Below are 24067 nucleotides of genomic sequence, written 5' to 3'. Positions count from 1 at the left end.
AATCCCCACCTAACGAACTGAGGTGGGGATTTTTATGTTTACTTTTCTTTGCCATAAATTGTTACATAATAGCGCGATAATTGTTAATGCAGCTCCAGCGATTTCAATTTTATCCACTGTATAACCTCGAAAGATAGAACCGATTAGTGCAAGGATAGGAACTAAATTCATAAATAATATGCCGTTAATAGATGAAATATAGCGATTTCCCATATTCCAGCAAAATACAGCGATAACGCCTGCGATAATCGACATATAAAAGAGCTCAAAACGAACGCTCACAACTGTACGCAGTGACGGTATAGTAACTATATTTGTGTACGTTAAGAAAGTAACAATAACGATGAGTGAAATGGAGCCAAATAAACAAGTTAATGTCGTGTACCTAAGTGGTGACCAAGATTGAAAACGAGCACCCCCGTTTGTATAAATGACCCAGCAAGTAACGCCGCATAGCATCAATATATTTGTCGATAAGTGGCTTGCAGCTCCAAATAATAATTCAATATTTCCTTTTGAAATGACAAGCATAACACCAAGTAATGCAACGAACATACAAAGGAATGTATAGTTTTGTGGGCGGCGATTTTTCGTTATCCATTGCAGTGATAAGGCAATCAGTGGCATAAGGGATTGAATCATAGCTGCATGGATTGCTCCGGAAGGTCCGGCAAGTTGTTGTCCGTAGAAAACGAGAAAACCATACCCCGCGAAACCGACTGTCCCGTAAAAGAATAGAGAAAGTGTTCTTTTTTCTAAGCGGAGTGAAGTCTTTCCTTCAGTAATTAATAGCAAAATAAGAAAAATAATAGCTGCTGATCCATAGCGAAGCGTTGTGAAGAAGAATGGATCGATAAATTGCAGAGCATTTGCCATTACAGGAAACATAAATCCCCAGGCAGTGACGGCGAGTAAGCATAGAAAGGATCCGAGTAGCATTTGTTTTTTGTTCAAGAGTATCTTTCCCCTTTACATTTCGTTATAGTAAGTTGATGAAATAAGTATAAAGAGTAATTGTTTATAGGAGGAAATATCGATTTCTTATAACGGTTATAACTTTTTGTTAGAGGTGTGTACAATGGATTTGGAGGCAGTACGATCGTTTATTGAAGTGAAGCATACGCGAAGTTTATCAAAGGCAAGTAAGATTTTACATATATCTCAACCAGCGCTTAGTAAACAAATTCAAAAGTTAGAAGCGGATTTAGAAGTTACTTTACTTAAACGTTCTGCGCAAGGAGTAGAGTTAACGGAGGCAGGAGAGTTATTTATAAAAAGAATGTTACCAATTTTGGAGCAAATAAATGAAGTGAAAACAGAAATGAGGGGGTATCAAGAGAACCGGAAGTTTTCAATGGGTATACTACCGAGTTTAGCGGAGTATTACATATCAGAATGTAAAGATATATTAGGTGATGAGTTCGAAGTGGAATGGCAAATCGGACATACGGAAGTATTAAGAGAGTTATTTAAAGCGCGGGAGATTGACGCGATGTTCATCGATTCAGTAGTAGAAGGTGCTACGTATATAAAAGAAGTGCAACAAGAGAAAATTGTTTGTGCCGTTTCAAATAATCATCCGTACAAAGAGAAGATAGTCATTCAAATAGAAGAGCTGCACAATGAAAAATTAATTGTATATCCAGAAATATGTGATGTAAGGAAAATGATTATGAACATGTTTCATGAAATAGGTGTAAAACCAACTATAGCTGTGGAAACATCTTACGCAGAACCGATGCTTGCAATGGTAAAAGCTGGCCTTGGTATCACGTTACTTCCAGAAAGGGCAGTAGAGCAGTCTGTAAGGCAAGGAAATGTACATGTAATTTCTGTTGAACCACCACTCATGCGGAAAATTTATTTCGTATCCCATACGAAAGATTGTTTGTTATTACAATCATTTGAGGATAGGTAGTGACGTAGGCGGAATATTGAGAAAGATTACAATCACATTGAAAGGAACATGAAATTTTTAAAAAAACTAGGTCAAAAACAAACCATTACATGGTATGATTAGTACATTGTTAGTTGTTAAATATAGGGGAATTCCCTTTTTATACATAATGCCTTCCATTTCATAAACGGAACGGACAAAAAAAGAGATATAACTAGGAGGCTTTTTTGCATGGATTCTATCCTGACGATCGTTATCATTGTAGTAAGCTCTATTCTAGTGCTGCTCATGATAGAGCTTGTGATAAGAAATCGTTCATATAAAGATATTGAAGCACTGGAGCAGTGGAAACAAGAGATAAAAGATAAACCTGTGGCAGATGAACTAAAACGGGTAAAAGATTTAAACATGACGGGTCAAACAGAAGAACTGTTTGGTAAATGGCGTGAAGAATGGGATGAAATTGTATCAACAACCCTTCCGAAAGCTGACAAAGATTTAGCGCAAGCGCGAAAATTCGCCTCGCAATTCTCCTTCCGAAAAGCAAAGCATGCGATGAACGAATCCATAAGTGGTTTAGATGACGCTGATAATCGTATTACGGACATTTTAAATGAATTACAGCAATTGTTAGAAAGCCATGAGAAAAATAGCTCGGAAATTGAAGGGTTACGTGATACATATCGTAGTATGAAAAAGAGTGTTCTTGCTCATAGACATATGTATGGAGCAGCAGAGCAGAAAATCGAAGAGATGCTAGACGCTGAATCTGAGAAATTTAAAACCTTTGAAGAAGCGACAAACAATGGCGACTATTTAAAAGCGAGAGAAATTGTTATTAGTTTGGAAGAAGGTTTAGCAGATTTAGAAATCATTATTCACCAAATTCCAGATTTATTGGTAGAGTGTCAAGCGACGTTACCAGTTCAGCTGGAAGATTTATTACACGGACACAATGATATGGTAAGACAAGGTTATGTATTAGATTATTTGGAAGTCCCTAAAGAAGTTCGTGATATGACGAAACAACTACAAACATGTTTAATGGATATACAGGAGCTTCATATAACAGAAGCGGCTGAAAAAGTAGAAAACTTAAAAACACGTTTAGATGGCTTCTACGATCAACTGGAACAAGAAGTACATGCGAGACATTATGTGGAGCAAAAAACACTTTCTGTTTATGATGATTTAGAAGAAATGCGCATCGAAACGATTGAAACGAAAACAGAAACACAACTTGTGAAACAAAGCTATCAGTTACAAGATAAAGACATTGAGTCTCAAAAAGTAATTGAAAAGCAAATGCACATTTTAACGAAACGTTTTGAAATGCTACAATTACGCGTTGCAGAACAAGATATTGCCTTCTCTATTATTCGCGAGGAACTAGAAGAGGTTTATGAGCAATGTGAAACGTTAAAAGTACTTCATGCAGAATATAAAGAAATGCTGCAAACGATGCGCAAAGAAGAATTTGAAGCACGTGAGAAGTTACAAGAAATGCGAAATACTATTTTCGAAACGAAACGCTTTATGCAAAAGTCGAATTTGCCAGGTCTTCCAGAGAGTATTATGGAAGATTTAAAAAGAGGGCAAATGGCAATGCAAGCTGTATATGAACAATTAGAAGTGAAGCCGTTAAATATGAACGCTGTAAATAGCAGTTTAGAAGAAGCATATACAACTGTGAACGGTGTGGCTGAAATGACAGAAGAGTTAATTGGACAAGCGTATTTAGTGGAAAAATTAATTCAGTACGGTAACCGTTACCGTAGTCATGATGAAAACCTAGCAGAAAGTTTAAATTATGCTGAGAAATTATTCCGTGAATACCAATACGATGCAGCTTTAGAACAAGCGGCTTCAGTATTAGAGCAACTTGAACCTGGCGTTGTTCAAAAAATAGCTGAATATGTAGACAATGAACAAACCCTTTCATAAAAGGGTTTGTTTTTTTATGTAATTTTGCAGACGATGTTGCTATAATGAATAGCGGAATACAGCAAGGTTATTCGTTTCAAAATAAAGTGAAACTGTAATCGGTGGGAGGATTCATCCCCACTGATTACTAGCCTTCACCAATCGGACATTTACGGGCAGTTAATCTCCCATCTAACTTCTTTGCTCTAACTGGATTTTGAGGTGAGAGTCTTATTGCCCGTTAACGCGGGATAAAGTGAAACTGTAATGGGAGGAGGGCATCCTCGCCAATTATTAGCCTTCACCAATCGAGATAAAACGGAACCTTTGCGTAGTCTTAGCGTAATGACACGTATTTATGATATGATTATACGATGTGATAGCGCTGAAAGGGGAAGAACGATGATCTATTTTGATAATAGTGCGACGACGAAGCCATATCCAGAAGCTCTTCAATCGTACGTGACGGTTGCTGGGAAATATTTTGGTAATCCTTCTTCTATTCATTCGCTTGGAGGAGAGGCAGAGCGTCTATTAACACAATCAAGAACGATTGCAGCGCAGCTTCTTCGTGTTAAACCTTCTGAAATTATTTTTACATCAGGTGGAACGGAAGGAAATAACCTTGCGATTAAAGGGATAGCGATGAGGAATCGTTCGCGTGGCAAACATATCATTACAACAAATATTGAACACGCGTCTGTGTTTGAAGCATATAAGCAATTAGAAGAACTCGGGTTTGATGTAACATATTTACCGGTTAACGAGCATGGTGTTGTATCGGTAGAAGATGTGAAACGAGCGCTTCGTGAAGATACGATTCTTGTGTCAATTATTCATGTGAACAACGAAACCGGAGCAATTCAACCCGTTGCTGAAATTGGAACGTTATTATCGAATCATCCGAAAATAAGATTCCATGTAGATCATGTACAAGGGATAGGAAAAGTACCGCTTGATTTATATGCTTCTCATATTGATCTTTGCTCAATATCTGGACATAAATTCCACAGTGTAAAAGGAACAGGTCTTCTTTATGTACGCGATGGCGTAAGATTAGATCCGATTTTATCAGGTGGTCAACAAGAGCTTAAGTATCGCTCTGGTACAGAGAATTTACCTGGCATTGTAGCGATGGTGAAAGCACTTCGCATGACAATGGAACAAGTGAAAGAAAAGGTAGCTCATTTGCAAAGTTTACAAGCAGAGCTTGTTCGTTTCTTTAAAGAGATGGAAGATGTAACGATTAACACGTCGCTTGCATATGCAGCACCGCACATTTTAAATGTATCATTTGTTGGTTTAAAACCAGAAGTAGTCGTTCATGCTTTAGAAGAACACGGTGTATATGTGTCAACGAAATCTGCTTGTTCTTCAAAAGCAAATGAAGTGAGTAGAGTGTTAGTGTCAATGGGAGTGCCGCATGCAGCAGCTGCAAGCGCTATTCGTATTAGTTTGGCACCAGAAAACACAATGGAAGAAGTAAAACAATTTGAAGGTATTGTAAAAGAGACGATGCCAAAATTATATGAAGTGATGAGGTAAAGAAATTATGTTGAAATATGAATATATTTTAGTGCGTTATGGAGAAATGACGACAAAAGGTAAGAACCGTTCTAAATTTGTAAGCACATTAAAAGATAACGTGAAGTTCAAACTGAAAAAATTCCCAAATATTAAAATCGATGCAACACATGACCGTATGTACATCCAGTTAAATGGCGAAGATCATGAAGCGGTATCTGAAAGATTGAAAGATGTATTTGGCATTCATAAATTTAACTTAGCGATGAAAGTACCATCAGAATTAGAAGACATTAAAGAAGGTGCATTAGCAGCTTTCTTACAAGTAAAAGGCGATGTGAAAACATTTAAAATTACTGTACACCGTTCTTATAAGCATTTCCCAATGAGAACGATGGAATTATTACCTGAGATTGGTGGACACATTCTAGAAAATACAGAAGATATTACTGTAGATGTTCATAATCCAGATGTAAATGTACGTGTAGAAATTCGCAGTGGTTATAGCTACATTATGTGTGATGAGCGTATGGGAGCTGGCGGTTTACCAGTTGGCGTTGGCGGAAAAGTAATGGTACTTCTTTCTGGTGGTATTGATAGCCCAGTAGCAGCTTACTTAACGATGAAACGCGGCGTATCTGTGGAAGCAGTTCACTTCCATAGTCCACCTTTCACAAGTGAGCGTGCAAAACAAAAAGTAATCGATTTAGCGCAAGAGTTAACGAAGTATTGTAAACGAGTAACGCTTCACCTTGTTCCGTTTACAGAAGTGCAAAAAACGATTAATAAAGAAATCCCATCTAGCTATTCAATGACGGTTATGCGCCGTATGATGATGCGTATTACAGAACGTATTGCTGAGGAGCGTAACGCACTTGCAATTACGACTGGTGAAAGTCTTGGGCAAGTAGCAAGCCAAACGTTAGATAGTATGCATACGATTAACGAAGTAACAAACTACCCAGTTATTCGTCCGCTTATTACGATGGATAAATTAGAGATTATTAAAATCGCTGAAGAAATCGGCACGTATGATATTTCAATTCGTCCATATGAAGATTGCTGTACTGTATTTACACCAGCAAGCCCAGCGACGAAGCCGAAACGTGAAAAAGCAAATCGTTTTGAAGCGAAATACGATTTCACACCATTAATCGATGAAGCTGTAGCGAACAAAGAAACAATGGTATTACAAACGATAGAAGTAGTGGCGGAAGAAGAAAAATTTGAAGAACTTTTCTAAACCATAAATTACCATATCTAAAACGTGTATGAAGTCATGTTATTTATCACACTCTATACTCACAAGGAGGTGATATAACATGTCACGTAGCACAAATAAATTAGCGGTTCCTGGTGCTGAATCAGCATTAGACCAAATGAAATACGAAATCGCTCAAGAGTTTGGTGTTCAACTTGGAGCTGATGCAACAGCTCGCGCTAACGGTTCTGTTGGTGGTGAAATCACTAAACGTCTAGTTTCACTAGCTGAGCAACAATTAGGCGGTTACCAAAAATAATCCCATATGATGGCTTAGAAAGAGCGGGTTCTCCCGCTCTTTCTTTTTTGTGTTGCCATTTGTCGGTAAGTTGATGTAATTTCATTTAGTAATTCGACAGAACTGAAAAATTTGTCAAAAGAAGAGGGTTCAAAATTAACAGAAAATTCTTTATTATATAAAGGAGGCATAAAGAAAAGGGAGGATATTTTATGAAGCGAGAAGAATTGTTGGCGCCACCGTCTTATAATTTAGTTTCTGAAATAGAGAAATATACGGGTGATAAAGGGAAATTAGCTTTAATTTGGCAAGATGATAAAGGGAATCGAAGGGAAGTTACATACGCTGAATTAATGCAAGGTGCGAATAAAATTGGAAACGCTTTTATAAAAAGTGGTTTGCAAAAAGGGGACAAGCTTCTTATTATGATGCCGCGTTTAATTGAAGCGTACATGACGTATATTGCTGCTATTAAAGCAGGATTTGTCGTAATTCCAAGCTCGGAAATGTTACGTAAAAAAGATATAGAATATCGAATTGGACATGGAGAAGTAAAAGCGATAGTAAGCTATGAGCCGTATATTAGGCAGTTTGATGATATAGAAGCGATGGAATCTCTTCGAAAATTTGTCCTGAGCGAGCAGTCAGTAGATGGATGGATTAATTTAAAAACAGCGTTAGAAACAGAGAGTGACAGGTTAGAAATGGCGAAGACAGATAAAGAAGATATGGTCTTTTTATCTTACACGTCAGGAACGACAGGAAATCCAAAAGGTGTCGTTCATACACATGCGTGGGCATACGCTCATTTACGTACGAGCGCTCCAAATTGGCTCGGAATTGAAGAGAATGATATTGTATGGGCAACAGCTAGTCCAGGCTGGCAAAAGTGGATTTGGAGCCCGTTTTTAGCAACGCTAGGATCAGGGGCAACAGGGTTTGTATATCACGGTAAGTTTGAACCGAAAACGTACCTGAACTTATTAGACGATAATAAGGTAAATGTACTTTGTTGTACACCGACTGAGTATAGATTAATGGCAAAGGTAGAAGATTTAAGCCAGTACAATTTAGAGGCATTACATAGCGCTGTATCAGCAGGTGAGCCGTTAAATAGAGAAGTCATTGGAACGTTCCAAAAGCACTTTCATATTACAGTGAGAGACGGCTATGGGCAAACGGAAAATACATTACTTGTTGGTGTAATGAAAGGGATGGATATTAGACCAGGTTCAATGGGGAAACCAACGCCAGGTAACCACGTCGATATCGTAAATGAGGAAGGTACTCCAGTTAAAGTAGGCGAAGTTGGTGATATTGCAGTTCACATTGAAACGCCGGCCCTCTTTAAACAATATTACAAAGACGATGAACGTACAGCGATGCAATTCCGCGGTGATTATTATATTACAGGTGATAAAGCGAAGAAAGATGAAGACGGCTACTTCTGGTTTGAAGGGCGCGGTGATGATATCATTATTAGCTCTGGTTATACAATCGGGCCGTTTGAAGTAGAGGATGCACTTGTAAAACATCCTTACGTAAGAGAATGTGCAGTTGTCGCAAGTCCTGATGAAATTCGTGGAAGTGTCGTGAAGGCATTTATCGTATTAAGAGAGAATATAGAAAAGAACGAAGAAACATTAATTCCAACACTCCAACAACACGTCAAAGAACTCACCGCACCATATAAATACCCTCGCAAAATTGAATTTGTAGATGAACTACCAAAAACGATTTCTGGAAAAATTCGCCGTATTGAACTTAGAAAACAAGAGATGGAGATTCCGTCAAAATAATTTTGAAAACAGTGAAGTAAATAGTTGAATGAAATGCAAAACAATGATAATATAAAAACGAACACAAGTTCGATTTTATAAACTTAAAAAAGAGGTGTCCGTATGATTTTAGGGATTAATCCGTACTTAGTTTTAGATGGTAGTGGGCAAGAAGCTGTACAGTTTTATAAAGAGGCTTTAGATGCAAAAGTAGAAGTCATGCAAACTTTTGGTGACATGCCTGAAAATCCAGAATACCCGATTCCAGCTGAAGCGAAAGAGCGTGTTTTACACGCTACTTTAAAAGTTGGTAATACGGATCTTATGATTTCTGATACATTCCCAGGTCAAGGACATGCAATCGGATCTCAAGTAACAATCGCAATTCAAATTAGTAATGCAGAAAAAGCAAAAGAAGTATTCGATAAGTTACAAGAAGGTGGAGAAGTTATCATGCCACTTCAAGAAACATTCTGGAGCCCAGCATACGGACAAGTAAAAGATAAATTTAATATTGAATGGCAAGTTACAACGTCTACTACTGAACAAAAGTAATTTTTAGAAAAGCACCATGTTTTGAAATGGTGCTTTTTTTATACAATAAAAAATAAAGGAGATGGGATATATGGGAGAAATTTGGTATGGCGGCACCATTTACACAATGAGAGAAGAAAATGAAAAAGTGGACGCTGTTTACGTTGAAAACGGCATAATTGTTGATGCTGGTAATAAGGGAGAATTAGAAAGCAGATATTCAAACGTAAAGTTACATGACCTAAAAGGAAAAACAATGATCCCAGGTCTCGTTGATAGCCATATGCATCTTATTGGGCATGGAGAGAGATTACTCCGTCTAGATTTATCAAATTGTACATCTTATAGCGAAGTACTGGCTCTTGTTCAGAAGCGAGTGGAAGAAGCTCCAAAGGGCTCTTGGATTATTGGAGAAGGATGGAATGAAAATAACTTTACAGATACGAAAGATGTTCACGCGCGTGATTTAGATGAAATTTCGAAAGACCATCCTATTTTATTAAAGAGAGTTTGTCGTCACGTTACATGGGTGAATTCATACATACTGCAAGAAGTGAATATAACAGAAGCGACAGAAGATCCAAAAGGCGGGAAAATTGGCAGGGATTCATCAAATAAGTTAACAGGACTTTTATATGAACAAGGGCAAGAATTAATTAAACATGTTCAGCCAGAAATTGATGAAGCTTATTTACAAAGAGCTCTGCAAACAGCGATTAAAGATTGCTGGAAATACGGACTCGTTGGCGGGCATACGGAAGATTTAAATTATTATGGTGGTTTTAGAAAAACATATAATGCGTTTTCTCATGTTATAAAAGAAATGCCATTTAAAGCCCATTTGCTCGTTCACCATGAAGTAGCACATGAACGAAAAGAATATGAAAATGAACATTATATTGAATTTGGGGCAATGAAAATTTTCTCTGACGGTTCTTTTGGCGGAAGAACAGCATTATTAAGTGAACCGTATGAAGATGCGAAGGAAACGAATGGGGTTGCGATTTTCTCACGTGAAGAACTTGCAGAATTAGTGAAGAAAGCACGAGATTTACATATGCCAGTTGCGATTCATACTATCGGTGACTTATCGCTTGAATATGTCATTGATGCACTCGAATTATATCCACCAGCAAAAGGGTTACGTGATCGCATTATTCATTGTCAGCTTGCTCGTGAGGAGTTAATTGAAAGAATGAAAAACTTGCAAGCCATTATAGATATACAGCCAGTCTTCCTTTCATCAGATTTTCCGTCAGTCATTGAAAAACTAGGAGAGCGCCGTCTTCGTTATGCGTACGCTTGGAAGACGTTACTGGAAGCAGGATTACACTGCAACGGTGGTTCAGATGCTCCTATTGAACAAGTGAATCCGTTTTTAGGCATATATAGCGCTGTTACACGTAGAAGTTTTATTGACGGTGTATGCTATATGCCTGAGGAAAGATTAACGGTATATGAGGCTGTTTCTTTATTTACAACAGGAAGTGCCTATGCAATTGGAAAAGAAGCGAAGCGAGGGCAAATTACAAAAGGATATGAAGCAGACTTTACAATATTAGACCGCAATATGTTTGAAATTGAGGCAGAAGAAATAAAAGAAGTAGAAGTAGAAATGACCGTAATAGATGGCCAAGTTGTCTATAGAAAAGATGCGTAAAAATATATGAGCGATTATCGGAATATATCGACTTACCGACAAAAACTGACAAGAATAACGGCCGGATAGTAAGAGATTATTGTCCGCGCCAATCGGGGTAAATAAATAACCGCAGAATTATGGAATTCCATAATTCTGCGGTTATTTTAATCCTATAAAAACGTTCTCTGTACTTTTTCCCAGAAAGAGTTGTTTTTTAATTTAACTGTTTTAATTTGTTTATCGCTTAAGCGTACAACAGCTTTTTCCACTTGTTTAATACTAAGCGCTTCGTTATCCATGCCGATAACAGGATAATCGTTACCGTCTGGTCTTAGTTTTAAAGTTAATGTACGTTCGTGATTTAAAATGAAAGGTGAACCGAGCGTACGGTAAGTGTTGTTGTTTAAAGATGCTAGTTCGCTTACTTGGAAACATGGAATAAGTGGGTCAACAACTGCGCCATGCAATGATTTATTGTAAGCAGTACTTCCTGTTGGGGTAGAAACTACTAAACCGTCACCTCTAAATGTTTCGAAATATAAATCATCAACGTGAACATCTACAACGAATGTTTTTATAATACTAGAACGTAATGAGAACTCATTTAAACAATGGAAAGATGTACTGTGATCTACATCTACCTGAATTGTTGGATATTTACGCACTTCAATTTCATTTTTTGTAATTTCTTGAAGGGCTGTATCAACGTGATCAATATGGAAATCGCAGTAGAACGAAGTTTCATCTTTCGTAGAAATCCCTGCGTATAAGCAATCTTCCCTAAAACCAGTTTTACGAACGGCTTGTAAGAAGGTTGCATCATCTCCAACACTGACGATAGCGTTTGCATTTTTTGGATGATCTAATATGGTAAATCCATTCTCTTCTAAAATACGATAGATTGGTTTCATTTTTTCAACGAGCGTTGCTTTGTCATCACCATAAAAGAAAAATAAATTGCGACGATCTGCCATTATGTATCCCTCCACTGCAGTTAAATTTTCTGTTTTTCGTGCTACATATCATTAGAGTCCGTTCCCTGATGATATGTTCAAATAATATATTTCGATATAAAATGTCAAAATACCTTTTTATTTTTAGAAAAATTTTTATATTCAATCTTATAGAACTCTGTTTAATGATGAATAAAGTTGTCGATAATGGGTACGGAGTGAAAGGATGATACGTATGAAGTGGCTCGTAATTGGAATAATAATTCTTCTTCTTTTTATTTTGTTTATACTATTGTCAAAAATAAAGCTTAAGGTGACATTTTTATATTCAGAAATGGAAAAGAAATGTTTGCTTCAAGTGAAAATATGGATGATTCGATATACATTTGATGTGTTGGAAAGAATTGAAAAACAGCAGAAAAAGACAGGACAGAAAATCGAAAAAGCTGAAGAGGACGGCGGACTCGATAATAAAATTATGGCGCAACTTGACAGCATTGGTGAACTGATAAAAAAGCTTCAAGAAGTTCATACTATTGTTAAAGATTTTCTCAAACGAGTGAAAATCAATGGTTGGAAATGGCATACACAAATTGGAGCAGGCGACGCAGCTAGTACTGGAATTGTCACTGGATATGCATGGGGGACAAAAGGTATGGCTGCTGGAGTTGTCGGACAATATATGCATATTGTCGACGTACCAGAATTTGAAATTACCCCAGTTTTTCAAGGAAAAGGATTTGCATCAAGATGTGAGTTAACAGCATCTTTTCGTATATTCCGCACTATAAAAACAGCGGTGAAATTGCTCATATTTATGAGGAAGCAAAGATCTGGTATGACAGAAAAATCTGTTCAAGCATAGGGGGGATATAGAATGGAACATCCAATTCAAGGTTTAATGACAACAGCAATGCAGCATTTAAAACAAATGACTGATGTAAATACAATTGTTGGTGACCCAATTAAAGCGGCAGATGGAAGTGTAATTCTTACTGTTTCGAAAGTAAGTTTCGGATTTGCTGCTGGTGGAAGTGAATTTGGTAAAGTAGAACATTCAGGCCGCCATCCATTTGGCGGGGGAAGTGGTGGAGGAGTTTCTATTAATCCTGTTGCTTTTCTTGTTATAAATGGAGATGGTGTGAAAGTATTGCACTTAGATAAACAAACACATGTCATTGATAAAATAATTGAATTAGCGCCACAAGCTGTTGATAAAGTGAAAGAAATGATGGATAAACGAAAAGAAGATGATCCTGAATTTCAAATTTAACGAATAAAGAAGCTAATCAATAGGTTAGCTTCTTTAATTTTTTTGTAAATAAAGCGATTTTATTTGCATTATCGATAGGGACAAACTATCATTTACATTGTACATATTTTGTTTAAATAAGGGAGGATTTTCAAGTGGCAAACGTAACTTTTAAAGGTAATCCAATGACTTTAGTTGGAACAGAAGTTAAAGTTGGCGATCAAGCGCCAAACTTCCAAGTATTAGCAAACGACTTATCTCCAGTAAGTTTAGAAACATACAAAGGCGAAGTGAAATTAATTAGTGTTGTACCTTCAATCGACACAGGTGTGTGTGATGCACAAACACGTCGTTTTAACCAAGATGCAGCAGGTATTGAAAACGCGAAAGTATTAACAATTAGCGCTGATTTACCATTCGCTCAAAAACGCTGGTGTGCAGCAAACGGTTTAGAAAATGTTGTAACACTTTCTGACCACCGCGACCTTTCATTCGGTGAAGCTTACGGCTTAGTAATGAAAGAACTTCGTTTACTTGCTCGTGCAGTATTCGTAGTAGATAGCAATGACAAAGTAGTTTACGTAGAATACGTAAGCGAAGGTACAAGCCATCCAAACTATGAAGCAGCATTAGAAGCAGCTAAATCTGCGAAGTAATGTGAAGAAAATGACCTCTTATAAAGAGGTCGTTTTTTCTCATATATTGCTCTGTAACGGCATCGATATATGAGAAAAAACGTTATATCATATATAACTAAAGGGGAGCTCTTTACAGGAGGTCGCTTTTTCTTTTTGGAAAAAATCACTTTGTGGTATGATATAAGTTATGTGTAAAAGAGAGAAGGAGGAATGTACGTGAGTCAGACAGTAGAAACATTATTTTCTATTTTTGATTCTTCTGCGGTAGTTTTACGTAAAGAATTAGATGTAACATATTTAGAGGCGCTTGTAGAAACAGGTGATAACTTGTTTGAGGGAGCGATTTTACAAGAGGAATTATCCGAATCAGCAATTGAAAGGCTGAATCGTGAATATAGTACGTTTAATGAAGAAACATATAAAGGTGAAGAAATTCGTAAAGCATTTCAGTTAGCCATCTTAAAAGGAATGAAAGAAGGCGTACAAGCGAATCACGAAATGACACCTGATGCAGTTGGGATGTTCATGAGTTACTTATTCCATAAATTTATGCAAGGTCAAAATGAAATTACAGTTTTAGATCCTGCAATTGGAACAGGTAACTTAATGACTACAGTGTTTAATAGCGCTAAAGAAGGACTAACAATGAGTGGATTTGGTGTAGAAGTGGATGAAGTGCTAATTAAACTTGCTTTAGTAAATGCAAATTTACAAAAGCATGCAATCGAATTCTTCCATCAAGATGGACTAGCACCACTTTATATCGATCCAGTTGATGCAGTCGTTTCAGACTTGCCAGTTGGTTATTATCCAAACGAAATCGGTGCAAGTGAATATAAATTAAAAGCAGATGAAGGAATGTCATATGCCCATCACTTATTTATTGAACAAAGTGTGAAACATACGAAAGAGGGCGGGTACTTATTCTTCTTAGTACCAAACTTCATTTTTGAAAGTGACCAGGCACCAAAATTACATGCATTTATTAAAGAAACATGCTTTATTCAAGGGTTATTACAGCTTCCTGTTTCCATGTTTAAAAACGAGAAAAATGCAAAAAGTATATTTGTTCTCCAAAAGAAAGGCGCTAATGTAACAATGCCAAAACAGGCGTTATTAGTGGAGTTGCCTAAATTCTCTAACATGAAGGCGATGGAAGACATTATGGATCAATTAAATACTTGGTTTGCAACACATAAATAAAGCTAGGTATATGTAACAGCATTAGTGATTCATGTAGTACAGTTTTATATAATATGTCATATTTTTAAATATATACAAGATTTAACTGAATTTTTTTGAAATCTGTAATATATATTTTTTCTTGGTGTTACAATTTTTTCACTTGAAATATATGTCGGACGATGTTTAAATTAAAATCGTGAGTATAAAATTTGCTAATGATGAAACGTTTTCATATTTAGTGAATTTGATCAGATAAAATCGAGCGGTTTGTGGAAACATCCACACAACTACCAAGAGAAAAAGGGGCGAAAGACTAGATGTCAAAAATCATCGCGATTAACGCAGGAAGCTCTTCCTTAAAATTCCAATTATTTGAAATGCCAAGTGAAACAGTATTAACAAAAGGTTTAGTAGAACGTATCGGTTTAGAAGATAGTATCTTCACTATTACTGTAGATGGCGAAAAACAAAAAGAAATTACAAACATTCCAGATCACGCAGTAGCAGTTAATATGCTTCTAAAAAAATTAACTGAAAACGGAATCGTTAAATCTCTAGATGAGATTGGCGGTATCGGTCACCGTGTTGTTCACGGCGGCGAAAAATTTGCTGACTCTGTTTTAATTACTGATGAAGTATTAGCTGATATCGAAGAATTAAGCGATTTAGCACCACTTCATAACCCAGCAAACGTTGTTGGTATTAAAGCATTCCAAGAAGTATTACCAAACGTACCAGCAGTAGCAGTATTCGATACAGCATTCCACCAAACAATGCCGGAATCTGCATTCCTATACAGCTTACCATATGAGTACTATGAAAAATTCGGCATCCGTAAATACGGTTTCCACGGAACTTCTCATAAATATGTAACTGAGCGTGCGGCTGAATTATTAGGTCGTCCAATTGAAAGCTTAAGCTTACTTTCTTGTCACTTAGGTAACGGTGCAAGTATCGCAGCAGTAGAAGGCGGTAAATCTATTGATACTTCTATGGGCTTCACTCCACTTGCTGGTGTAACAATGGGTACACGTTCTGGTAACCTTGACCCTGCGTTAATTCCATACATCATGGAAAAAACAGGCCAAACAGTAGAAGAAGTAGTTAACGTATTAAACAAGAAGAGTGGTATGTTAGGTCTTACTGGTTACTCTAGTGACCTACGTGACATCATTGCGAAAGAAGAAGAAGGCGACCACCGTGCGAAAGTAGCACTTGATGTATTCGTAAGCCGTATCCACAAATACATCGGTTCTTACACTGCTCGTATGAAAGGTGTAGACGCAATCATCTTCACAGCTGGTGTAGGTGAAAACAGTGCGATTATTCGTGAGCGCGTATTAGAAGGCCTTGAGTACATGGGCGTATACTTCGATGCAAAACGTAATAACGTATTCGGTGAAGAAGCATTCATCAGCTTCCCACACTCTCCAGTAAAAATTATCGTAATTCCAACTGACGAAGAAGTTATGATTGCTCGTGACGTACTACGTCTTGGAGATATTGGTTAATATATGAAAAAAAAGACGAAATCCTATAGGATTTCGTCTTTTTTCTTTTGGATGTATTTTAAAACTCCATCCGGATATAATATTTTTTCTTTCTGAATGAATGCCGTAATAGGAATCCATTTCGCATATGTTACTGTTTCCTCATCTTGTATATTTAATATTTTCATTTCATATAGTGACGTGTCTAATAAACGCAAAGAATATAGTTGAATAATTTCATGACCAATGTCTCCATCTAGATGAAAGACATTTTCTAAACAACCTAAATAATTGGTGATTTCCACTTCTGTATGAAGCTCTTCCCTAAATTCACGAATAACGGTATGTGCTGATTGTTCACCAAGTTCAATTGAACCACCAAGAGGTCGGTAAAATGTTTCATCGGCTGAATGATATTCTTGTACGAGAAGACGCCCGTGATGTATAGCAATGCCAAAAGCCTTTGCACGTGGATACATATACAATCACTCCTTATTTTTTTGTATAAGGAAGATTATAATGTGTTTTGTAGTAAAGGTGTCATGTATTTAAGAATGTGGTCTAATCGTAATTCCATCAAATAAGTTTTTCCAAAATGCTTCATTGTATTGGTATACATCCATAATAGGACATTTCATAACGCAAACACGTTGTAATCCCCAATCTTCTTGGGTGATAGTTGGTATATCGGCAGGAATTAGTAACAGGACAGAGAATGTATGTGTAACGATTTGAGATAAAATTTGTTCTAGGGAACATGCTTCTTCATATGTTCCTCCAGTTCGAGTAAATAATATGGATTCTGCCGTTTCAATTGTAGCTAGAAAACGATTAATACGATGTTCATAGTTTAACTTAATTTCTGTATAAGAAGGCCAAGAAGTTGGTGTGTTTACATCTGTTTTAAAGTCATGACAGGAGTCAATTTCATAAAGGTTGTCCCTTAATCTTAATTTTGCATCATCATCCCAAAATGAGATGAAGGATAAATTTTCGAAATTTAAAAAGCGGTCAAATCGATTTTGTAATAATACATTCACTTTTTCTAATGAGGGGCTTAGCATAAAATCAATAACGCCAAAAAATGGTGATAATTCTAATTGATATAATGCCCAAGCAGGCCAGCAGTTTTGTCCTAAGCTGAATACCGCATTATATTCTTTTTTTATATCGGATAGATTCATGTGATTTATCTCATCCTTTTTGTTAATATTTTATGCCATTCAAAAATGGTATGTGAATAAAGATAGACAAGCATATTTGCAAAGAATAAGCAGAAATATGTTACAATAGAAAAAAATCGAACGAGGTGGTTGTTACGATGCGATCGAAGCGAGAACAAGCCATTTTAGACAATATAAAAGAATGGGAAGCGCAATTAGTTGAGCAAGAAGCGACCGATTTTCAAAAAGTGTTTGATAAATGGTTACATACTACAGTTGCGAAATTACCTGAGAAAAAGCGAAAAGAATTCTTCACGAAAGCAGATGGATGGCTCTTTCATTTGCATGCATTTATTCAAAGTTCACAAGCACAGTTAGATGCACGTAATCGGATTTTAGGAACATCAAGATTATTTGATGAATCGATTGAACAGCTTGAAGATTTGAAAGCATTATCTATTGATCAATTAACATACATAGCAGAGCAGCAAACAGCACGTCATCGTCTATATTCATTTGTACAAGGCGGGGCAACAGGTGCTGGAGGTTTATTATTATTAACGGCGGATTTTCCGGTTATGATCGCGTTAAATGTGAAGGCAGTCCAACTTATTGCAACATCATTTGGACATGATGTGAACAAGCCGTATGAAATGATGCTTGCGTTAAAGGTGTTTCATGCGTCATTACTACCAGGAAGACTTCAACAATACGCATGGTACAATTTATTGCAAGAGCTGGAGCAGGAAGATTCGTTCTTTTACGAAGGAGACGAAGCAGTGCTACAAACAGCTTCTACTGAGGTTGTGTTAAAACAAATTTTGAAGACATTTTCGATTTATGCTCTTCGTCGTAAATTATTCCAAGGTATACCGGTAATTGGAATGGCAATTGGATCTACAGTGAATTATCGTTTAACAAGAAACGTTACTGAATTTGCAAATAGATTTTATCAAGTGCGCCATATAGTCGAGAAAGAAAAAAGAGCATAAAAAAAGCGAGAGGCCGAAGCCTTTCGCTTTTTTAATTTGTTGCATGTTTTTTGGACATTGGAACAGATACTGGCTGTTTTTCTGCTGTTTTTTCTGTTTTTGGATAATAAATTAAATCCAATGTTTTTGCCTGTACGGCAATCGAAAGAATAGTAAAAGCAATTTCTGTCCAATTTAAATAATATAATGAAAGCGCAAGAACAATCGCGTCAAAGACGAAGAAAATTTGCCCAATTGTAAAACGAGTTCGTTTACTTAATACAATTGTTAAAATATCGTCTCCACCGGTTGCACCGCCAAATCGCAATATAAAACCGAGTCCAATACCAGCTAACGCACCGCCAACTACTGCAGCTATAAATAAGTTATTTGATAAATCTACCGTAAATGGAGAATAATTTTCCATAAAGGAATAAAATACTCCGAATGAAATTGAACCTAGGAATGAATAACCAACCATTTTTCTACCTAAAAATGAAGCGCACAGTAAAATAATTGGGATATCCATTAATACAGTTGAAATAGATGGTGAAATATCATAAAAGTTTTGAATGAATAGTGCAATTCCTACAAAGCCACCTTCTGTTAAGTGGTTTTGGAAGTGAATGTGATATAGCGCTGCTGCTAAAATAAATGAACCGATTAAAACCATAAAAATTTCTTTAATAATTTGCCGACTTTGGATGTTCCTCATCGTTATTCCTTCTTTCCGTAGTTAGTAGTCCTTTTTGTGTTGTAAACTAACTACGAGCTCACATGTAGCTTTCAGTTAGTTTACGAAAAAACTAACTACGCTATATGTCGCTGAAGAAATAACGAATAATCCTCTCGTCCATCAATTCTCCCTACCTTCGTTTTAGTTTAAGTCTTAAAACGACTAAACAAAACGTGGAGTAGGATTCGTCATTTAGCAATCCTGCTCTTCTTTGTTTTGTTTAGTTAGTAACAATTAAGTCCTAAACAAAACGCTATGTGTAAGAAGAGTCTTTTTTTTGCCAAATTATCCTTCGGGCAATCATAATTTCCCCACTCTCGTATTTTTTTCGCTAGACTAAAGTATCTGAGCTGAAAAATACGCTACGTGTATGATTCGTCAATACGATGCCACATGCTCCTTCGAGCGATCATGATATCAAAATCCCTTCCTTCAAGATTTATACTATTATATCATACTTTTAAAAAATGTATGCGGATGGAAACCGACAATAAACGGAGGGAATCTACAAAAAATGTTATGTTTAAATATTTTTGTAGAAAAGCCTAAGTTATTTCGGAGGATTGGACAGTTTGTAACGGTTTGTCCAATAAGTAAGAAAAAAAGGGTTTTATTCCGTTGTATTCTTTTCATCACTTTTATCTTTAAAAAACGCATCCCAACTAATCACACTTAAAAAAGTTAAAGCGATAATAACGAAAGCACGCATAAGCTGTAGACCTCCTTTTGTACATAGTATATGAATCATTAGATTCGGAATGTGTCATTTTTTTACAAGTCTTAACTATTATGAGAGTATATTAATATAGATAGATGAAGGGGAGAGTGAAGGTATGCTAAAAGGAATGTTCAAAAGAAAAGAATTAATATGTATTTCATGTCAGAAAAAAATTCAATATGAAGAAGAGCTTGTTGCTTTTGTAAAGTTGCCGAAAGAAAGAAGTATATTAGTTGGCCCTTTTGATGTGTGTTTGGCAAAAACAGCACAAGAGATATATTGTAAATCATGTTATGACAAAAAAGCATGACCCAAAGTAATTGAGGGGCATGCTTTTTTCATTGGTGTGCTTTCCCCTCAGATACATTTTGAGTGAGTCGATACCAAAGCCAAAGGTCATTAATGATGGAAGCAAGATCGGCAATTTCTGAATTTAGTTTACAAGAAACTTCGAAGTCTTCTTCGTTATTTAAATAATGTTGTTTTGTATTAATATAGTGCTCAAGTTCTTTTATACGATCAGGAATTTTCCCGCGAACTTGTTCCCATTTTAGTAAAATAGCATGTTGCATTTTTTCGGGGATTTCTTCCCAGTCTTCTTGTAAATGCGGAATTTCAATTCCTAGATGTTCATCGTATAAGAAATACTTTTCCATAAGTTCACCCCCGTTTTCCTGCTTATATTGTACAGAAAAACAGAAAGAAGTTCGACGAAATTGTTTGAAAAAATTTGAAAATGACTCTTGATACATTTTGTGAAAGGTGGTAAAGTGTGAATTATTATAAAACAAAATGAATATTTATTCTTTAGGGGGATGCAAAATGAAGAAGAAAAAAGTTGTATTAGCATATTCCGGAGGTCTTGATACTTCTGTTGCAATTAAATGGTTACAAGAGAAAAATTATGATATTATCGCGCTTTGTTTAGATTTAGGGGAAGGTAAAGACTTAGCATTTGTAAAAGAAAAGGCACTTTCAGTAGGTGCAATTAAATCATATATGATTGACGTTCAAGAAGAATTCGCGAATGAATATGCATTGATGGCGATGCAAGCACACACATTATACGAAGGAAAATACCCTCTTGTCTCTGCATTATCTCGTCCGCTTATTGCAAAGAAATTAGTAGAAATCGCAGAACAAGAAGGCGCAACTGCAGTTGCACACGGATGTACAGGAAAAGGAAATGACCAAGTTCGTTTTGAAGTTTCTATCCAAGCATTAAATCCTTACTTAGAAGTGATTGCGCCTGTACGTGAATGGAAATGGTCACGTGAAGAAGAAATTGCATATGCAAAAGAAAACGATGTACCAATTCCGATTAATTTAGATAGCCCGTTTTCAATCGATCAGAACTTATGGGGACGCAGCAACGAATGTGGAATTTTAGAAGATCCATGGGCAGCGCCGCCAGAAGATGCATATGAGATGACATTGGCGTTAGAAGATACACCGAATAAACCAGAGTTTGTAGAAATCGGATTTGAAGCAGGCGTACCGACTACTTTAAATGGCACTGCATATTCACTTGCAGAATTAATTAAAACGTTAAATGCGCTCGCTGGAAAACACGGCGTTGGACGTATTGATCACGTAGAAAATCGTCTTGTCGGTATTAAATCTCGTGAAGTATACGAATGCCCAGCAGCAATGACGTTAATCACTGCGCATAAAGAGTTGGAAGATTTAACACACGTAAAAGAAGTAGCACATTTTAAACCAGTGATTGAACAGAAAATAACAGAACTTATTTATAACGGTTTATGGTTCTCACCTTTAAAACAAGCGCTTCATGCATTTTTACAAGAAACGCAAAAGAATGTAACAGGTACAGTGCGTGTGAAATTATTTAAAGGTCATGCGATTGTAGAAGGACGTAAATCTGAGTACTCTTTATACGATGAAAAATTAGCAACATATACTGCCCAGGACGAATTTAATCATGATGCAGCAGTTGGATTCATTTCATTATTTGGTTTACCGACGAAAGTATACAGCCAAGTGAATCAAAAGAAGGTGGAAGCGTGAGCAAACTTTGGGGCGGACGTTTTACAGAAGAAGCGGAAGCATGGGTTGAAGAGTTTGGAGCATCCATCTCCTTCGATCAACAATTAGTAAATCAAGATATAAACGGGAGTATTGCACACGTCACGATGCTAGCAAAGCAGAGCATCGTGACGAAAGAAGAAGCAGAGAAAATAAAGGTAGGTCTTCAATATTTATTGAAAGAAGCAAAAGAGAATAAGCTACAATTTTCAGTAGAAGCAGAAGATATTCATTTAAATATCGAAAAGATGTTAATTGAACAAATTGGCGAAGTAGGAGGGAAACTTCATACAGGCCGAAGCCGTAACGATCAAGTGGCAACGGATATGCATTTGTATTTAAAAGAAAAGGTAGAACATATTATAAAAGCTACAAAGCAATTGCAAACTGTTCTTGTTCATCAAGCAGAAAATAATATTGAAACGATTATGCCTGGCTATACGCATTTGCAACGTGCCCAGCCGATTTCATTTGCTCATCATATTCTCGCTTACTTTTGGATGTTAGAGCGTGATGTAAATCGTTATGAAGATTCGTTAAAGCGTATTAATATCTCTCCATTAGGAGCAGGAGCGCTAGCTGGGACGACATTCCCGATTGACCGAGAATATAGTGCGGAGCTTCTTGGATTTAATGGAATATATGAAAATAGTTTAGATGCAGTAAGTGATCGTGATTTCATACTGGAGTTTTTAAGTAACTCATCTATGCTTATGATGCACTTATCGCGCTTTTGTGAAGAACTTATTTTATGGAGTAGCCAAGAGTTTCAATTTATTGAAATGAGCGATCAATACGCAACTGGAAGCAGCATTATGCCGCAAAAGAAAAACCCGGATATGGCGGAACTAATCCGTGGTAAAACAGGCAGAGTATACGGTAATTTATTCAGTTTACTTACAGTAATGAAAGGATTACCACTCGCTTACAATAAAGACTTGCAAGAAGATAAAGAAGGAATGTTTGATACAGTAAAAACAGTAGAAGGATGCCTTCATATTATGGCGGGCATGCTTGAAACGATGACTGTAAACAAAGAAAAAATGGGGCAAGCTGTGACGCAAGATTTCTCCAACGCAACAGAAATTGCCGACTATTTAGCGAACAAAGGACTACCATTCCGTCAAGCTCATGAAATTGTTGGGAAGTTAGTGCTACATTGCACACAAAAAGGAATTTATTTATTAGATGTCCCGCTTGAAACATATCAAGAAATGAGCTCTTTATTTGAAGAAGATTTGTATGAAGTTCTTTCACCATATGCGGCTGTAAAGCGTCGTAATAGTGCGGGTGGAACAGGATTTGAACAAATCAAAAACGCTTTGGAGAAGGCGAAGGGGTTAACGAAAGAATTTATTAAGAATTGAGTTGGGAAGTACGCCAGTCTAGTAAAGTCTGGCGTACTTTGTTTTTTAATATATTTAAGTTACAATATAGTAAAAAATAACAATTTAGGGGAAGTCTATGAAAAAAATAGTGTTTATCATTGTATTGGTAATTAGTTTAATTGCAAATGCTAAAGTGTTTCTTTTGGACAAATATATGTATGTTGGTGAAAAAGAAAAGCGAGAAGAAGCGATTATCGCAACGATGTGGCATTTGCAAGATAAAGGATATAAAGAAAGTGATATTTTATATATAAAACCGGCCTTTTATAGCAAAATGGATTCGTATGGAATGAATGTGCAGTTTAAAGATGAACCAAATGAATCATATACATATAGAGTTTTAAAAGATACGAAAACAAATAAACTAACTGTACACCAAGATAGCAATGAGCAAGGTGGTATGGGCGGGAAACATCAAGAGCTTAAATAAAGAAAGAAAACGACTGATGGCATTCGCCTGCAGTCGTTTTTCTTTTAATCATACTTATGTCGATCTTCCGTAATTCGAATATACTCAATATCCATCAAATCTCTAAGTAATGCACCGTTACTTAGTTCAACGCCATGTTTCTCTTTAAAATGAGTACGAATCGTATCTAGCATTTCGAGTTCTTTCCCATTCACATCTAAAATAATACGTTCAGAATCATCCATGTTGCATCCTCCTTTTTTACACATATATATTTTGTCCGTCTATTTCTAAAAAATGTATGTTAACGTAATGTTAGGA

General features: G+C 36.5%; 25 protein-coding genes. 18 read left to right on the top strand and 7 right to left on the bottom strand.

Going from position 1 to position 24067, the window contains the following annotated elements; translation table 11 throughout:
- Positions 1–9: 9 nt before the first annotated feature.
- The gene (locus GBN78_RS00510; RefSeq protein ID WP_001986680.1) at positions 10–954 is read right to left on the bottom strand and encodes a DMT family transporter; all 945 of its coding nucleotides are present in this window, start codon (positions 952–954) and stop codon (positions 10–12) included.
- Positions 955–1078: 124 nt separating this feature from the next.
- Between GBN78_RS00510 and GBN78_RS00505 the strand changes: the two genes are divergently transcribed.
- The 8 genes from GBN78_RS00505 (at position 1079) to GBN78_RS00470 (ending at position 10815) form a co-directional block, all read left to right on the top strand.
- Entirely contained in the window at positions 1079–1918 is an 840-nt protein-coding gene (locus GBN78_RS00505; RefSeq protein ID WP_000362537.1) for a LysR family transcriptional regulator, read from the top strand.
- A 210-nt stretch (positions 1919–2128) separates the two neighbouring features.
- Entirely contained in the window at positions 2129–3841 is a 1713-nt protein-coding gene (gene ezrA / locus GBN78_RS00500; protein WP_000377305.1) for a septation ring formation regulator EzrA, read from the top strand.
- A gap of 381 nt (positions 3842–4222) precedes the next feature.
- Positions 4223–5365: a cysteine desulfurase family protein gene (locus GBN78_RS00495; RefSeq protein WP_000638992.1), complete on the top strand. Its 1143-nt coding sequence runs from the start codon at positions 4223–4225 to the stop codon at positions 5363–5365.
- A 7-nt stretch (positions 5366–5372) separates the two neighbouring features.
- The gene (gene thiI / locus GBN78_RS00490) at positions 5373–6587 is read left to right on the top strand and encodes a tRNA uracil 4-sulfurtransferase ThiI (protein ID WP_000922336.1); all 1215 of its coding nucleotides are present in this window, start codon (positions 5373–5375) and stop codon (positions 6585–6587) included.
- A 79-nt stretch (positions 6588–6666) separates the two neighbouring features.
- Positions 6667–6864, top strand: a complete 198-nt coding sequence (locus tag GBN78_RS00485; RefSeq protein WP_000091640.1) for an alpha/beta-type small acid-soluble spore protein — start codon at positions 6667–6669, stop codon at positions 6862–6864.
- Positions 6865–7055: 191 nt separating this feature from the next.
- A complete protein-coding gene (gene mbcS, locus GBN78_RS00480; protein ID WP_000817770.1) occupies positions 7056–8642 on the top strand; it encodes an acyl-CoA synthetase MbcS in 1587 nt (528 codons plus the stop codon).
- A gap of 102 nt (positions 8643–8744) precedes the next feature.
- Positions 8745–9176, top strand: a complete 432-nt coding sequence (locus GBN78_RS00475) for a VOC family protein (protein WP_000600350.1) — start codon at positions 8745–8747, stop codon at positions 9174–9176.
- 70 nt (positions 9177–9246) lie between these two features.
- The gene (locus GBN78_RS00470) at positions 9247–10815 is read left to right on the top strand and encodes an amidohydrolase (RefSeq protein ID WP_074625555.1); all 1569 of its coding nucleotides are present in this window, start codon (positions 9247–9249) and stop codon (positions 10813–10815) included.
- A gap of 152 nt (positions 10816–10967) precedes the next feature.
- Here the strand turns inward: GBN78_RS00470 and GBN78_RS00465 are convergent, their stop codons facing one another.
- Positions 10968–11771 (bottom strand): NAD kinase, encoded by an 804-nt coding sequence (locus tag GBN78_RS00465; protein ID WP_000785186.1) that lies wholly within the window; start codon positions 11769–11771, stop codon positions 10968–10970.
- A 205-nt stretch (positions 11772–11976) separates the two neighbouring features.
- Here GBN78_RS00465 and GBN78_RS00460 point away from each other — a divergent pair, with 205 nt between their 5' ends.
- The 5 genes from GBN78_RS00460 (at position 11977) to ackA (ending at position 16336) form a co-directional block, all read left to right on the top strand.
- Positions 11977–12615: a DUF2953 domain-containing protein gene (locus tag GBN78_RS00460; RefSeq protein ID WP_002101410.1), complete on the top strand. Its 639-nt coding sequence runs from the start codon at positions 11977–11979 to the stop codon at positions 12613–12615.
- A 12-nt stretch (positions 12616–12627) separates the two neighbouring features.
- Positions 12628–13023 (top strand): GerW family sporulation protein, encoded by a 396-nt coding sequence (ytfJ, locus tag GBN78_RS00455; RefSeq protein ID WP_000400935.1) that lies wholly within the window; start codon positions 12628–12630, stop codon positions 13021–13023.
- Positions 13024–13157: 134 nt separating this feature from the next.
- A complete protein-coding gene (gene tpx, locus GBN78_RS00450) occupies positions 13158–13658 on the top strand; it encodes a thiol peroxidase (protein WP_000024529.1) in 501 nt (166 codons plus the stop codon).
- 198 nt (positions 13659–13856) lie between these two features.
- Positions 13857–14843, top strand: coding sequence for a class I SAM-dependent methyltransferase (locus tag GBN78_RS00445; RefSeq protein ID WP_000084367.1), 987 nt, complete (start codon positions 13857–13859; stop codon positions 14841–14843).
- A gap of 299 nt (positions 14844–15142) precedes the next feature.
- Positions 15143–16336: an acetate kinase gene (gene ackA / locus GBN78_RS00440; RefSeq protein ID WP_000034575.1), complete on the top strand. Its 1194-nt coding sequence runs from the start codon at positions 15143–15145 to the stop codon at positions 16334–16336.
- A 23-nt stretch (positions 16337–16359) separates the two neighbouring features.
- On the opposite strand, the gene GBN78_RS00435 is transcribed toward ackA, so the two are convergent.
- Both GBN78_RS00435 and GBN78_RS00430 read right to left on the bottom strand, forming a co-directional pair.
- On the bottom strand, positions 16360–16794 hold the full coding sequence (locus GBN78_RS00435) for an NUDIX hydrolase (RefSeq protein ID WP_000283470.1): 435 nt from the start codon (positions 16792–16794) through the stop codon (positions 16360–16362).
- A gap of 69 nt (positions 16795–16863) precedes the next feature.
- Positions 16864–17499, bottom strand: coding sequence for a DUF1796 family putative cysteine peptidase (locus GBN78_RS00430; protein WP_001053735.1), 636 nt, complete (start codon positions 17497–17499; stop codon positions 16864–16866).
- Between the two features lie 137 nt (positions 17500–17636).
- On the opposite strand from GBN78_RS00430, the gene GBN78_RS00425 reads away from it, so the two are divergent.
- Positions 17637–18470: an EcsC family protein gene (locus tag GBN78_RS00425; RefSeq protein WP_001256853.1), complete on the top strand. Its 834-nt coding sequence runs from the start codon at positions 17637–17639 to the stop codon at positions 18468–18470.
- A 31-nt stretch (positions 18471–18501) separates the two neighbouring features.
- Here the strand turns inward: GBN78_RS00425 and GBN78_RS00420 are convergent, their stop codons facing one another.
- Positions 18502–19164: a YitT family protein gene (locus tag GBN78_RS00420; RefSeq protein ID WP_001244515.1), complete on the bottom strand. Its 663-nt coding sequence runs from the start codon at positions 19162–19164 to the stop codon at positions 18502–18504.
- Positions 19165–20018: 854 nt separating this feature from the next.
- On the opposite strand from GBN78_RS00420, the gene GBN78_RS00410 reads away from it, so the two are divergent.
- On the top strand, positions 20019–20213 hold the full coding sequence (locus tag GBN78_RS00410) for a hypothetical protein (RefSeq protein ID WP_000911985.1): 195 nt from the start codon (positions 20019–20021) through the stop codon (positions 20211–20213).
- Between the two features lie 28 nt (positions 20214–20241).
- On the opposite strand, the gene GBN78_RS00405 is transcribed toward GBN78_RS00410, so the two are convergent.
- Complete coding sequence (locus tag GBN78_RS00405; protein ID WP_000417218.1) at positions 20242–20559, bottom strand: hypothetical protein; 318 nt, start codon at positions 20557–20559, stop codon at positions 20242–20244.
- A 166-nt stretch (positions 20560–20725) separates the two neighbouring features.
- On the opposite strand from GBN78_RS00405, the gene GBN78_RS00400 reads away from it, so the two are divergent.
- From GBN78_RS00400 to GBN78_RS00390, 3 genes are all read left to right on the top strand, one after another.
- Complete coding sequence (locus tag GBN78_RS00400) at positions 20726–21931, top strand: argininosuccinate synthase (protein WP_000727588.1); 1206 nt, start codon at positions 20726–20728, stop codon at positions 21929–21931.
- Complete coding sequence (gene argH / locus GBN78_RS00395) at positions 21928–23316, top strand: argininosuccinate lyase (RefSeq protein WP_044796464.1); 1389 nt, start codon at positions 21928–21930, stop codon at positions 23314–23316. The genes GBN78_RS00400 and argH overlap by 4 nt, the downstream gene beginning before the upstream one ends.
- 97 nt (positions 23317–23413) lie before the next feature.
- Positions 23414–23767, top strand: a complete 354-nt coding sequence (locus GBN78_RS00390; RefSeq protein WP_000724675.1) for a DUF3139 domain-containing protein — start codon at positions 23414–23416, stop codon at positions 23765–23767.
- Positions 23768–23811: 44 nt separating this feature from the next.
- On the opposite strand, the gene GBN78_RS00385 is transcribed toward GBN78_RS00390, so the two are convergent.
- Positions 23812–23991 carry a hypothetical protein gene (locus GBN78_RS00385; protein WP_000342765.1) on the bottom strand — a complete coding sequence of 60 codons (180 nt, stop codon included), beginning with the start codon at positions 23989–23991 and terminating at the stop codon, positions 23812–23814.
- Between the last annotated feature and the right edge of the window lie 76 nt (positions 23992–24067).

This window comes from Bacillus sp. B2-WWTP-C-10-Post-4, assembly GCF_009183805.1.
In the GTDB taxonomy this organism is placed as follows: Bacteria; Bacillota; Bacilli; order Bacillales; family Bacillaceae_G; genus Bacillus_A; species Bacillus_A cereus.
Note: the sequence above shows the minus strand (reverse complement) of the source record. Positions and strands in the feature narration are given on the sequence as shown.